Annotated in this window: 11 protein-coding genes; 8 read left to right on the forward strand and 3 right to left on the reverse strand. The window is 63.9% G+C overall.

Translation table 11 applies throughout. The features are described from left to right. Positions 1 to 2: 2 nt before the first annotated feature. A complete protein-coding gene (locus VIL88_RS11285) occupies positions 3 to 1,112 on the reverse strand; it encodes a mandelate racemase/muconate lactonizing enzyme family protein (protein WP_331988827.1) in 1,110 nt (369 codons plus the stop codon). A 7-nt stretch (positions 1,113 to 1,119) separates the two neighbouring features. Continuing rightward, entirely contained in the window at positions 1,120 to 2,598 is a 1,479-nt protein-coding gene (locus VIL88_RS11290; protein WP_331988829.1) for an aldehyde dehydrogenase family protein, read from the reverse strand. 162 nt (positions 2,599 to 2,760) lie between these two features. Between VIL88_RS11290 and VIL88_RS11295 the strand changes: the two genes are divergently transcribed. The 8 genes from VIL88_RS11295 (at position 2,761) to VIL88_RS11330 (ending at position 11,746) form a co-directional block, all read left to right on the forward strand. After that, positions 2,761 to 3,495: an FCD domain-containing protein gene (locus VIL88_RS11295; protein WP_331988831.1), complete on the forward strand. Its 735-nt coding sequence runs from the start codon at positions 2,761 to 2,763 to the stop codon at positions 3,493 to 3,495. A gap of 39 nt (positions 3,496 to 3,534) precedes the next feature. Next, on the forward strand, positions 3,535 to 5,178 hold the full coding sequence (locus VIL88_RS11300; protein WP_331988833.1) for a GMC family oxidoreductase: 1,644 nt from the start codon (positions 3,535 to 3,537) through the stop codon (positions 5,176 to 5,178). Further along, complete coding sequence (locus VIL88_RS11305) at positions 5,168 to 5,893, forward strand: SDR family oxidoreductase (protein WP_331988835.1); 726 nt, start codon at positions 5,168 to 5,170, stop codon at positions 5,891 to 5,893. Before VIL88_RS11300 ends, VIL88_RS11305 begins: the two co-directional genes overlap by 11 nt. 209 nt (positions 5,894 to 6,102) lie before the next feature. Next, the gene (locus VIL88_RS11310; protein ID WP_331988837.1) at positions 6,103 to 7,086 is read left to right on the forward strand and encodes an ABC transporter substrate-binding protein; all 984 of its coding nucleotides are present in this window, start codon (positions 6,103 to 6,105) and stop codon (positions 7,084 to 7,086) included. Between the two features lie 55 nt (positions 7,087 to 7,141). Then, positions 7,142 to 8,677: a sugar ABC transporter ATP-binding protein gene (locus tag VIL88_RS11315; RefSeq protein WP_331988839.1), complete on the forward strand. Its 1,536-nt coding sequence runs from the start codon at positions 7,142 to 7,144 to the stop codon at positions 8,675 to 8,677. Then, complete coding sequence (locus VIL88_RS11320) at positions 8,674 to 9,675, forward strand: ABC transporter permease (RefSeq protein WP_414650133.1); 1,002 nt, start codon at positions 8,674 to 8,676, stop codon at positions 9,673 to 9,675. Before VIL88_RS11315 ends, VIL88_RS11320 begins: the two co-directional genes overlap by 4 nt. Continuing rightward, entirely contained in the window at positions 9,672 to 10,643 is a 972-nt protein-coding gene (locus VIL88_RS11325; protein ID WP_331988841.1) for an ABC transporter permease, read from the forward strand. Before VIL88_RS11320 ends, VIL88_RS11325 begins: the two co-directional genes overlap by 4 nt. Positions 10,644 to 10,678: 35 nt before the next feature. Further along, positions 10,679 to 11,746 carry a glycoside hydrolase family 43 protein gene (locus VIL88_RS11330; RefSeq protein WP_331988843.1) on the forward strand — a complete coding sequence of 356 codons (1,068 nt, stop codon included), beginning with the start codon at positions 10,679 to 10,681 and terminating at the stop codon, positions 11,744 to 11,746. Between the two features lie 551 nt (positions 11,747 to 12,297). Here VIL88_RS11330 and VIL88_RS11335 read toward each other — a convergent pair. Beyond that, the gene (locus VIL88_RS11335) at positions 12,298 to 12,894 is read right to left on the reverse strand and encodes an NADPH-dependent F420 reductase (protein WP_331988845.1); all 597 of its coding nucleotides are present in this window, start codon (positions 12,892 to 12,894) and stop codon (positions 12,298 to 12,300) included. Positions 12,895 to 12,919 lie beyond the last annotated feature (25 nt).

Here is a 12,919-nt window from a genome sequence, read left to right on the forward strand (position 1 = left end):
AGTTAGCGTGGCTCCGGGCCCAGCTTGGCGCGCTCGAGTTTGTTCCAGTCTAATTCGACGCCGGTGCCGGGCGTGTCGGGTGCCACGGCCAGCCCGTTGCTGAGGCGAAGCGGCGCGGTCGTATAGGTGTCGATATCGAAACTGTGAGCCTCCACCCATCCGGCATTGCGCTGGGCGGCGACGAGGCTCACATGGAGTTCCTGCATGCCATGGCTGCAAACCGGAATGCCGGCCTGGCGCGACAGTTCAGCGACGCGCAGGAAGCCGGTGATGCCGCCGCAATTGCTGGCATCGGGCTGGATGAACGAGAGCCTGGACTGCGCGAAGGCGTATTCGAACTCGTGTATAGTGTGGAGATTTTCGCCCATGGCCAGCGGCATGCCGGTGGCATCGGCGATGCGGGCATAGCCGGCATAGTCATCGGGAATGGTCGGCTCTTCGAACCATAAGAGATTGAAGGGCTTGAAGGCCTCGGCCATGGCGATGGCGCGGGGCACGTCGAGGGCATAGTTGGCATCGACCATGAATGGCGTGTCGGGGCCGATGAGCTGGCGCACGGCCTGGACGCGCTCGACGTCTTCGGCGAGGTTGTCCCGCCCGACCTTTATCTTGATCGCGGTGAAGCCAGCGGCAAGGTAGCCCTCGATGCTGGCGAGCAGTTCGTCCAGCGTGTAGTTGAGGTCGATGCCGCCGCGATAGACCTTGGCTGTGTCGCCGGCACCGCCCGCCATGCGCCAGAGCGGCTGCCCCTCGTGCTTGCCCTTGAGGTCCCAGAGGGCGATGTCGATGGCGGACATGGCAAAGCTGGTGATGCCGCCGCGGCCGACATAGTGGATGTGCCACCACATGCCGTCATAGATTTCGTCGATGTCCCGGGCGTCGCGGCCCTGGAGAAACGGCACCAGATCGTGCTGCACCGTTGCAAGGATCGCGTGCCCGCCCTTGCCGCCGGTGTAGGTGTAACCGGTGCCTTCAAGCCCGTCGGCGGTGCGGATGGTGACGGTCACCAACTCGAAATGGGTATGGGCGCCATGCTTGGCATCCACCATGACCTTGGGCAGCGGCACGCGGAACAGCTGCGCCTCGATGGTTTCGATCCTTGTGTCGATCACCTTTGCCTCACGACCAGTTCACATACATGGTCTTCTTGCGGAAATAGCCGTCGAGACCATACTTGCCGTCTTCGCCGCCAAGGCCCGACTGGCCCCAGCCGGTATGGAAGCCCTGCACCAATTCGCCGCTCGTCCGATTGCAGTAGATCTCTCCAAAGTTGAGGGCGGCCGCGCTGCGCATCAACCGCCGGAGGTTTTGCGAATAGACATAGGCTGAGAGGCCATAGTCGCTGTCATTGGCCAGGGTCAGCGCTTCCTGGAAGTCGCTCACCGTCATGGCGGGAATGACAGGCCCAAAAATTTCCTGCCGCATGGCCGGCGCGGTGTTGTCGCGGACGCGGAGGATGGTCGGCGAATACCAGTGCCCCCTAGCAAGGTCGCCGTGCTGGAGCGGGCCGCCGCGCAGCAGCGCTTCGGCACCCGCTGCGACAGTTTCGGCGACGATCGCCTCGACCTTGTCGCGCTCCTGGCGACTGATCTTGGGTCCGAGATCTGGATCATCGAGCGGATTGCCGATGCGCAGCCGCTGGGTTCGCGCCACCAGCTTGTCGAGGAACTCGTCGGCAATCTTTTCGTGGAGATACATGCGCTCATTGCAGGTGCAGATCTGCCCGCAATTGCTGAAGCGCGCCGCCACCGCGCTTTCCACAGCGGCGTCTATATCTGCGTCTTCCATGACGATGAAGGGCGCCTTGCCGCCCAGTTCGAGCCGCAGCACCTTGATGCGGTCCGCGCCCGCCCGGTAGATTTCCTTACCGGCCCGCGTGCTGCCGGTCATGGTAATCAGGTCCGAATGCGGGCTGGTGACCAGAGCTTCGCCCACCGTGCGTCCGGCGCCGGTGACGACGTTGAAGACGCCGGGCGGAAAGCCCACACGCTCCGCCAGCATGGCCAGGGCGATGCCCGAAAACGGCGTAAACTCATGAGCCTTAAGCACGAATGTGTTGCCCGCCACCAGCGCCGGTCCGAGTTTGCGCGTGGCCAATGCCGCCGGGAAGTTCCACGCCGTCAGGCCAACGACCACACCATGCGGCACGCGGCGGATCCACACTTCCTCGTCTGGAGCGTCGGAAGGAAAGATGTCGCCTTCGATGCGCCGCGCGCTTTCGGCAGCAAAGCGAAGGAAGGTCTCGGTGGCGCCGATCTCGCCCATGGCCTGGTTCAGCGGCTTACCCTGCTCGGCAACGACGATGCGGGCAAGCGTGCCGTCATTGGCTTTGACGGCATCGGCGAGGGCGAAGATCAGCCTGGCCCGCTCGAAAGGCGGCAAGGCGGCCCAGGCGGGTTGCGCCTGTCGCGCCGCTTCGAGCGACTCGGCAGCATCGTCTGCCGTGCCCTCAGGGATTGTACCAATAATGGCTTCGGTAGCCGGGTTCTCCACCTCGAACGTGCCGGTCGCCGAACCAGTGGTCCAGCGGCCGCCGATAAACATCTGGCCGCGAAACCGTCCTGCGCCTGTCAGCTCAGACAGCATGTTTTCGAGCATGGTTCACGCCTCGCCACCAGTTAGATGATCGGACCAAACTTCCAAGCATAGGCGTCGAAGTCAAGCCAATCGCGGCAAAACTGCATTTTGGTCCGACCATAAAGATTTGTACTTGCCTTCTGGTGCGATCCTGGTTGAGGGTAGCAGGGAGAGGACCCTGCCGTGTTCGATGACACCAAGCTGATGGATCGCAAAGCTGCTGCCGCGCCCAACAGGGCCGCTGACGCCATCGTTGCCGAGCTGGAGGCGCAGATCGGTTCGGGCCAGTTGCCTGATGGGGCTTTCCTGCCTGCCGAGCGTGAGCTCATGGCGCAGTTCAACATCAGCCGCACCGTCGCCCGCGAGGCTGTGGCACGATTGGCCGGGCGCGGCCTTGTGGAAGCGCGGCCACGCTTCCGCCCCGTGGTGCGCCGGCCAGGGTATGACGCAGCCCTTTCGGCGCTGGGCGGCATCGTCAACCAGCTCATGGGGCAGGCCGGGACGGTCAAGAACATCTACGACACGCGCGTGTTCCTCGAAGCGGCGTTGGTGCGGCACGCGGCCCTGCACGCCCGCAAGGACGACCTGGCCCTGCTGCGCCAGGCGCTTGAGGCCAACGAAGCCGCCATCGGGAATTCTGCCGCGTTCTACGTCACCGATATTGCATTTCACGCCATGTTCTACGAGTTGCCGCGCAACCCGGTGATGCCGGCGATCCAGCGTGCCTTTACCGGCTGGCTGCAGCCGCACTGGCAGCGGATGCCCCGGTCGCCGGAGCGCAACCGGGTCAACTATCTCAGTCACCGGGCCATCTACCAGGCCATTGCCGAGCGCGATCCGGATGGAGCGGAGCGCGCACTCAACGGCCACCTGGCGGCGGCCTGGGAATATGTGCGGGGAACATTCGAGCCGGTCTAAGCCCCACAAGAGGGAGGACCGGCAGGGAGGACGAAGCTTTTGGCAGAGAACTACGATCATATCGTTGTTGGCGGCGGCGCTTCCGGCTGCGTCGTTGCTGCGCGACTGGTCGAGGCCGGTCGGCGCGTGCTGCTGCTCGAAGCGGGGCATTCGCATCACCACCCGCTGCTCGACATGCCGCCCGGCATCTTCAAGATGATCAACGGCAGCAAGTTCATGCGCTATCATGCCACCACGCCTCAGGAACATCTGGACGGCCGTGTGCATGAGATTAGCCAGGGCAATGTCCTGGGCGGCGGCACTTCGGTCAATGCGCAGGTCTATATGCGCGGCCGGCCCTCAGACTACGACTCCTGGGACGAGCTCCTGCGCGGCAACAATGCCGGTATCCGCTGGGATTGGGATCATGTGCTACCCCACTTCCGCGGCATGGAAGGCAATAACCGCTTCTTTGACGAGCGGCATAATGACAGCGGCCCGCTCCTTGTCTCCGACCCCGGTCATATCGACGACGTGTCACGCTGGTTCGTCCAGAGCATGCAGAGCCTGGGCGTGCACTTCAATCCCGATTTCAATGGCCCGCGTCAGACCGGCGTGGGCTTCTACCAATTCATGAACCGGCGCGGTAAGCGCTCCAGCGCCGCCTATGCCTTCATCGAGCCGCTGCGCAAGAACCCGCGGCTGACGGTGAAGCTCAACGCCACAGTCGAACGCATCCTGATTGAGCGGGAGCAGGCGACAGGTGTCGTCTATAGCGACGGCACGGGCCAGCATACCGCGCATTCCGATGGGGAGGTTATTGTTTGTTCGGGAGCTTTGGTCACCCCCAAGGTGCTGATGCTGTCCGGCATAGGTCCAGCCGATGAGCTGCGACGGCATGGCATCGATGTCGTCCTAGACTCACCCGCCGTCGGGCAGAATCTGATCGATCACCCGGAAGTGCCGATCCTTGCCCATTTCAGCGGTCCCTATGGCTATTTCGGCCATACCGATGGCTGGCGCATGATCATGCACGGGCTGCAGTTCAAGGTCTTTGGCACCGGCATGGTGACCTCTGCCGGCGTCGAAGCGGGCGCCTTCGTCAACCCGCTTGACCCTGAGGCCGAGCCGAGCATCCAGGCCTTCTGCGTGCCCTTTGTCTATCTGGACCGCGATCTGCTCAAGCTGATCGATCCAACCCATGGCGTCACCGTCACGACCGTGGTGACCAAGCCGAAGTCGCGCGGCTTTGTGAAGCTGCGCTCGGCCAATCCGGCCGACATGCCCATCGTCTCGCCGCACCTGCTCAAGCACCCGGATGACATGGCGACGATGATCGCCGGGCAACGCTTCTTTCTGCGTGCCTTTCAGGAAGGCCCCCTGGGCAAGCGCGTCGACAAGATCCTGCGGCCCGATCCAGCCGATCTCAGCGACGAGGCGTTGGCCACCCATTGCAAGCGCATGGTCAAGACCAACTACCATCCCGCCGGCACCTGCCGAATGGGTCCCGACGGCGACCCGCTTGCCGTGCTCGATGCGCAGATGCAGGTGCGCGGGATCGGAAACCTCCGGGTCGCCGACATGTCGGTTTGCCCCACCATCAATGCCGGTAATACTGCGGCCCCGGCCATGATGCTTGGGGACCGCTGCGCGCAATTCATCATCGGTGAGCAGATGGCGGAGCGGGTTCACCATGTCGCTTGAGGGCAAGACCATCCTCATCACCGGCGCGGGCAAGGGCATTGGCCGCGCGACAGCGATCATGGCTGCAGAGCAGGGCGCCGAGGTCATCGCGTTCAGCCGAACCAGGAGCGACCTCGATAGCCTGAGCGAAGAGATCCACTGCCGGCCCGTCGTCGTCGACCTTGCCGACGTGGACGCTAGCCTGGCCGCAGCCAAAGCCGGCATGCCGTGCGACTATCTCGTCAACAATGCCGGCACCACCATCCTTGAGCCCTTTCTCGACGCCTCCGTGGAGAGTCTCGACGCACTGCTTGCGGTCAATACGCGCGCGCCGATGATCCTGGCGCAGGAATATGCCCGCGATCGCATCGGGCGAGGGCTCGGCGGTGCGATTGTGAACGTATCCAGCAATGCGGCCTGGATGGGCTGGGCTGATCACAGCAGCTATTGCGCCAGCAAGGGTGCACTGGATGCCATGAGCAGGGTCATGGCCAATGAACTTGGCCGTCACGGCATCCGCGTCAACTGCGTCAATCCAGCGATCACGCTGACGCCGATGGCGGTCAAGGCGTGGAGCGATCCGGCCAAGGCCGATCCCATGCTGCGGCGCATGCCGCTGGGTCGCTTCGTGCAGCCCGAGGAAGTGGCTTCCGCCATCTTGTTTCTGCTGAGCGACGGCGCCGCCATGATCAATGGCATCGCCTTGCCGGTCGATGCAGGTTTTGCCGTGAACTAGCAAAGGAGGAAGAGCCCAGGACTTCGATCAGCTTGGAACGATAGGGAGGTGCTGACAGGCCCGCAAATGCAGTGCGTACATTGTGACGTTATCGTTGTTGCCCAGCAGTTTGGTCTTTTGACCCAAACATGGATTTTCACCAACTATCGCTGTCAGTGGCACAAGCCACACGCTCGCAGGAACTGCGAGATTTAGAGGGAGGAACTACTATGCCGATTACCCGCCGTAGTCTGCTGATCAGCTCGGCCGCCAGCGCCGCTGCCGCCTTGCTGGCTCAGCGCGCCTTTGCTGCTGCACCACCACTCGAAAAGAAAGATACCTACAAGGTCGGCTTTGCCCAGACCGAGAGCAACAATCCCTGGCGCCTGGCGCAGACCAAGTCGATGCAGGACGAGGCCGCGGCCCGCGGCTGGCAGCTGGTCTATACCGATGCCGCCGGTTCCGCCGCCAAGCAGGTGGCCGACGTCAACTCAATGATCGCCCAGGGCGTCGACCTGATCTTCCTCGCCCCGCGCGAAGAAAAGCCGCTGATCCCGGCCATCATGGCTGCCAAAGGCGCCGGCATCCCGGTGATCCTGCTCGACCGCAATGTCGACCAGAGCCTGGCCAAGCCCGGCGAGGACTACGTGACCTTTATCGGCTCGAACTTCGTTGAGGAAGGCCAGCGCGTCGCCGAATACCTGGTGGGGCTCGGGCTCGACAAGAAGATCATCATCGAGCTTGAAGGTACGACCGGTTCGTCACCGGCCAATGACCGCAAGAAGGGCTTCGACGACGTCATAGCTCAACATTCCGATTACCAGATCGTCGCCTCGCAGTCGGGCGACTTTGCCCGCGACAAGGGCCGCCAGGTGGCCGAAACGCTGCTGCAGGCGCATCCGGACGCCAATGTCATCTATGCTCACAACGACGAAATGGCGATCGGCGCCATCGCCGCGCTCGAGGCAGCGGGACGAACCGCCGGCCGCGACGATTGCCTGGTGTTCTCGATCGACGGCGGCAAGGAGGCCGTGCAGCTCGTGGTGGACGGCAAGATCGAGGCGGTGGTGGAGTGCAATCCACGCTTCGGGCCGAAGGCCTTCGACACCGCTGTTGCCTATGCCAATGGCGAAGAAATCCCGGCCGTGATCATCAATCCCGATGAGATGTACACGCCCGAGAACGCCGCCGAGCTGCTCGACACGGCCTACTGACATAGTCCCGGCACCCGCTTTCGAGTGGGTGCCGCTTCTTTCTGGAGACCAGAGCATGGCAGAGGGTTTGCTGCTCTCGATGCGCGGCATCGAAAAGCGCTTTGCCGGTATTCCGGCACTCTCCAGCGCCTCGCTGGAGATCGCGCCGGGCGAAGTGCATGCCCTGATCGGGCAGAACGGCGCCGGCAAGTCCACCATGATCAAGGTGTTGACGGGTTATCACCGCCGCGATGGCGGCGAGGTACTGTTTGCCGGTCAACCCTTCGAGGTTGGTTCGCCGCATCAGGCGCAGGCAAGCGGCATCAGTACCATCTACCAGGAAATAAACCTCGTTCCCTTCCGTTCGGTCACCGAGAACATCTGCCTGGGTCGCGAAGCACGCCGCTTCGGTCTGCTCGACTGGGATTCCATGCATGCAGAAGCCGAGCGCCTCCTTCAGACCTTCGGCATCGATCTCGACGTCCGGCGGCCGCTCATGGACTTCAACACCGCTACCCAGCAGATGGTGGCCATTGCCCGTGCCATCGGCTTCGCTGCCCGGCTGGTCATCATGGATGAGCCGACCTCATCGCTCGATGAAGGCGAGGTGGCCATGCTGTTCAAGGTGATCCGCAAGCTCAAGGCGGGCGGCGTTTCCGTGATCTTTGTCAGTCACAAGCTCGACGAGCTCTATGAAGTCTGCGACCGCGTCACCATCATGCGCGACGGCAAGACCGTGCGCAGCGCGGCCATAAGCGAGATCGACAAGCTCGATCTCGTCTCGGCCATGCTTGGGCGCGACATCAGCAAGGCCCAAGGTCATGCCACGGCCTTCACTGAAGGCCGGCGCGAAGCTGGAGCGACCGTTCTTTCGGCCAGCAGTCTGGCGGCGCGACAGGCGGTGCAGGATGTGAGCTTCGATGTCGCCCGTGGCGAAATCGTCGGCTTCGCCGGCCTGCTCGGCGCCGGCCGCACTGAAACCGCCCGCCTGATCTTCGGCGTCGACCGCGCCCGCAGTGGCACGATGAAGATCGATGGCGAAACCTTTGCGCCGCAAAAGCCAAAGGAGGCCATTCGCGCCGGGCTCGGTTTTGTCACGGAAGACCGCAAGCTCGAGGGCATCGTTCCTGAACTCAGCGTGGCCGAGAACATGACGCTGGCCCTCCTGCCGCGCATCAGCCGAAACGGAGTCGTCTCGGAAGCACGGCAACGCGAACTGGTGGAGCGCTTCATCAGGCAGCTGGGCATCAAGTGCTCCGGTCCCAACCAGCGCATTCGCGAGCTTTCGGGCGGTAACCAGCAGAAGGTGCTGCTGGCGCGTTGGCTTGCCACCAATCCCAAGCTCCTGATTCTCGACGAACCCACCCGCGGTATCGATGTCGGCGCCAAGGGTGAGATTCAGCGGCTGATCCGCGAACTGGCCGATCAGGGCCTGGCCGTTCTCATGATTTCTTCCGAGCTCGAGGAGGTCGTAGAAGGCGCCGATCGGGTTTTTGTCCTGCGCGAGGGCCGCACCGTGGCCGAACTCGAGGGCGAAGCGATCACCGAAGATCGCGTGCTCCAGGCGATGGCGCATGGCCACTCTACCCAAACCGAAGAGGTGGGAATGTGACGCAATCCCTGTCCCAGACGCCGGCGCGCAGCCGCAGCCATTTCGATCCCTTCGCCTTTCTGTCGCGCTACGGCACGCTGATTGCGCTCCTGCTGCTGATCCTGTTCAACCTCCTCTTCACCCGCAACTTCACCACGCTGCAGACGCTCAACGTCAACCTGACCCAGGTCTGCACCATCGTCATCGTCGCGGTCGGCATGACCCTCGTGATCGGCACCGGCGGCATCGACCTTTCAGTCGGCTCCATCATGGCTATATCTGGTGCGCTGGCGCCGATGATCTTCCTTGGCACCATCATGCCGGTCAGCAACATCGCCGTCTCGGTCACGGCGGCTATGGTTGCGGCCGTTCTGGTCGCGACACTGCTGGGCCTCTTCAACGGCTGGCTCGTGGCCTATTTCCGCATCCAGCCAATCGTGGCGACGCTGGTGTTGTTTATCGCCGGTCGCGGCATTGCGCAGGTGCTGACCAATGGCAACCTGCAGGTTTTCCGGCTGCCCGAGTTTCAGTGGATCGGGCTCGGCCGGCCATTCGGTATTCCGGCGCAGGTCATCATCATGGCCGTCATCGTTCTCCTTGCCGCCTGGATGCTGCGCCGCACCGTGTTCGGCCGCAGCATCCTGGCGACCGGCGGCAATGAACGGGCGGCGGAACTGGCCGGCGTTCCGGTAAACGGCGTCAAGCTCGCGGTTTATGCCATCAGCGGCTTCTGCGCCGGCATTGCTGGCCTCATTGTTATCGCCATCAATTCGGCCAGCGACGCCAATCTCGTGGGCATGGGCATGGAGCTCGATGCCATTGCGGCGGTGGCGGTGGGGGGGACGCTGCTGACGGGGGGCAAGGCCACCATCGTCGGTACGCTGATCGGAGCGCTGACCATCCAGTTGGTGCGCTATACGCTGCTGGCCAATGGGGTGCCCGATGCCGCCGCCCTGGTGGTGAAGGCTGCCATCATCATCGTGGCGGTCTGGCTGCAGCAACAGGGGAGGGTGCGATGAAACGTAAGGCCGACCCGCGCATCCTCATCGGCACCTATGGCGTGGTGCTTGCCCTCGTGGCGCTGATCGCCTTCGGCTGGTGGCGCTACGAGAACTTCCTCGGCCTGTTTAACGTCATGAGCGTGCTGCGCTACAATTCCATGTTCGCGCTGGTGGCGCTCGGCATGTGCTTCGTCATCATGACCGGCGGCATCGATCTGTCCGTCGGGTCGACTGCGGCGCTGGGGAGCGTGGCCGCGGCCTTGGCTAGCCCCTATGGGATATTGCAAGGCGCGGCTGCCGGTGTCGGCATCGGGCTCCTGGTGGGCATCCTCAACGGCACGCTGGTGACGCGGCTCAACATCATGCCGTTCATTGCCACCCTTGCCACCATGCTGGCCGCCAGCGGTTCGGCGCTGCTGATGGCCAACAACCAGTCCGTTTCCGTCTCCTATGAAAGCGGCTTCACCAATCTGGGGCAGGGCAATCTCTGGATCTTCCCCGTGCCTGCGGTGATCGCGGCTGTGGCTTACCTCTTCGGCTCGCTGATCCTCAACTTCACCAGCACCGGCCGCACCGTTCTGGCCATTGGCGGCAACGAGGAAGCGTCCCGCCTCATGGGATTGCGGACGGATCGGATCAAGTTCCTGACCTATACGGCGAGCGGCGGGCTGGCGGGGCTGGCGGGGGTGATCCTGGCGGCGCAGTTCGGGGCCGGGCAGCCGATCGAGGGGGTGGGGTGGGAGCTTTTTGCCATTGCCTCGGTCGTGGTGGGCGGGACGCTGCTGACCGGGGGCGTCGGGTCGGTGGGAACGACGCTGGCCGGCGTGCTGCTCCTTGGCATCCTCTTCAACGTCCTCAACTTCGAAAACGGCATGGGCTGGATTTCGCTCTCGGCCTATTGGCAGTCGGTGATCCGCGGGGCTTTCCTCCTCGTTGTGGTGATCATCCAGGCACGGCTGATGACCAGACGCAGCCAGGCTGCCTGACGCCAGCCGCACGGATTTCCCATAGGAGAGACCCCATGAGTTCCATGATCCCAACCCTTCTCGCCGCCTCGCTGCTGCTGGGCATGGTCGTGCCGATAGCCTTGGCGCAGGATGACGGCGAGCTGCGGGGCGATACCGGCATCATTGCGGCCGATCCGAGCGTCATCCGGACGGCGGATGGGCTCGTGGCGGTGGAGTCGCTGGGCGGCCATTCGCTGGTCGTGCGCCTCGCACCGGACCTTGCGGGCCTCGCCAAGGCCAAGAAGGTGCGCGTCTGGTCGGACCGGGACAAGCTGGGCGAGGTCTGGGCGCCGGAGATCGTTTTCCGCGACGGGCGCTACGAGATCCATTTCGCCGCCGGGCGCGGCAGTGCGCACCGGATGTACAAGATCAGCTCGGGCACGGCCGACGCCGATTATGGCGAGGCCATCCCCCTGGCGCTGCCCGAGGACAAATGGGCCATCGACGGCATGCCGTTCCGCTATCGCGGCGTCGACTATTTTGTCTGGTCCGGCTGGGCGGGGGATACCGATGTCCGGCAGGACCTTTACCTGGTGCGGCTCGACGCCGAGGGGCAGCCGCAGGGCCAGCGGGTGCTGATCGCCTCGCCCGACCAGCCATGGGAGAACGTGGCGGGCGAAACGCCCACGATCAACGAGGGGCCACAGCCCATCGTCGACCCGGACGGGCAGCTGCACGTGGTCTATTCCGCCAATGGCTCCTGGGGACCCAATTATTGCCTCGCCGACCTCCGCCTCAAGGCTGGCGCCGACCCGATGGACCCGGCAGGCTGGAGCAAGTCGCCGGGATGCCTGTTCGGTGCCAATCCCGAAACGCTGGCGCCGGATGGGACGCGGGCAGAGACGGCCAAGGGCGTGGGACATCATAGCTTTATCCTTCCCGACGGTGACGTGGAGCAGGGCGGTGCGGCAGGGGAGCAGCCGCTGCCCTTCCTGTTCCATGGCGTGCCAGCCGAGCAGGAGCCGTCCAACTTCTGGGCGGCGCGCAAATGGTTCGCCGGCCGTTACCAATGGGTGCCGGACGTGGCCTATGGCGCGGGCGACAAGGCAGATAGCGGCTGGAGCCTCCGCTTCGCCGAATAGGCTAGAGCCGGGCGCAGGCGCAGCGGCCGCACGGCGCGGGCGCCTGCGGGGACACGGGTAGGAAGCGGCTTTCGCCCCGACGGCTTGCGCCGCCTTTTTCGAGTAGTTGAAGAGGCGAAAGCCGCTTCCCACGAACCGGTTTTCCATGCGCATGCATCGAGCGGCTCCACAAGGGAACGTCCGGTTGGGCGATCGGGCGGGGATCCCCCCTTCTCCTTCTCACGTCCCCGGCCTGCCGGTGGTCAGCATCCACGCAGGTGCCGGGCGACCCCGGCTGCCAGCCCTCCCGCCCAGTGCTTCGTCGGCACTGCGTGTCGCGGCGGGAATGGGGGAAGGATAACCTGTACTTTGCGAGGCGGGGATAAGTTTGTCTCCCGCCCTGCCATTCGCGCATAGCGCTCATGGCCTTCTCGCCTAGAAATGCGCCACTGGCGCATTTCTGCCCGGCGGGCCGGCTCGAAGTTTCGCCGGCACTGCGTGTCGTGGCGGGAATGGGTGAAGGATAACTGCCGTTTTGGGAGGCGGGGATAAGTTTTTCTCCCGCCATTCGCTCAGCTTGGCTTGCGGACCACCTGGATGTCGAAGAGCACCGTATCGAGCACGCTGTTGAGGCGGATCCAGAGCGGGCCCATGGATTCCATGGCGCGGCAGGCGGAAAGATCGCCAAGGTCAAGCACGTCCTGCCAGCCGATACTTTCGAGCAGCTGCGTGACCTCGGCGCGCGCCGCCGCGTCATTGCCGGCGACAAAGACGGTATGCTTCCCCTCGAGCTTTTCGGGATGACCCATCAGCGCGGCGCTGACGAAGTTCATGGCCTTGACCACGCGCGTCTGGGGCAGGAGGCGCTGCAGGCTCTCGCCCAGGGTTTCGGTGATCGGCCCATCGATGGCCGACTGCCAGTTGCCCTGGTCAATGAGGAGCTTGCCCTCGAGCGGGAGGCCGGGAAAGGTTTTCATCGCGTGCTCGCCATGCATGGCATTGACGATCCACTCGCCATGTCGGGCAGCATCGGCATGGCTGAGGACCGGAACGCCCTCCTTGTCCGGGCCAGCCTCGCGGGAGCCGAAGACGACATCGTGGCCGAGGGACTGGAGGCGCGTGGCCATGGCCGTGCCGACTTCGCCGGTGCCGAAAACTGCAATTTTCATGCGGGAGCTCCTGCTGTTTGAAGGA

The organism is Devosia sp. (genome assembly GCF_036563435.1).
Lineage (GTDB): Bacteria > Pseudomonadota > Alphaproteobacteria > Rhizobiales > Devosiaceae > Devosia.

What these genes read in the sequence shown, in the direction of transcription:
- VIL88_RS11290 (WP_331988829.1), bottom strand. Translation starts at nt 2,598, where the DNA reads ATGCTCGAAAACATGCTGTCTGAGCTGACAGGCGCAGGACGGTTTCGC.
- VIL88_RS11305 (WP_331988835.1), top strand. Translation starts at nt 5,168, where the DNA reads ATGTCGCTTGAGGGCAAGACCATCCTCATCACCGGCGCGGGCAAGGGC.
- VIL88_RS11310 (WP_331988837.1), top strand. Translation starts at nt 6,103, where the DNA reads ATGCCGATTACCCGCCGTAGTCTGCTGATCAGCTCGGCCGCCAGCGCC.
- VIL88_RS11315 (WP_331988839.1), top strand. Translation starts at nt 7,142, where the DNA reads ATGGCAGAGGGTTTGCTGCTCTCGATGCGCGGCATCGAAAAGCGCTTT.
- VIL88_RS11325 (WP_331988841.1), top strand. Translation starts at nt 9,672, where the DNA reads ATGAAACGTAAGGCCGACCCGCGCATCCTCATCGGCACCTATGGCGTG.
- VIL88_RS11330 (WP_331988843.1), top strand. Translation starts at nt 10,679, where the DNA reads ATGAGTTCCATGATCCCAACCCTTCTCGCCGCCTCGCTGCTGCTGGGC.
- VIL88_RS11335 (WP_331988845.1), bottom strand. Translation starts at nt 12,894, where the DNA reads ATGAAAATTGCAGTTTTCGGCACCGGCGAAGTCGGCACGGCCATGGCC.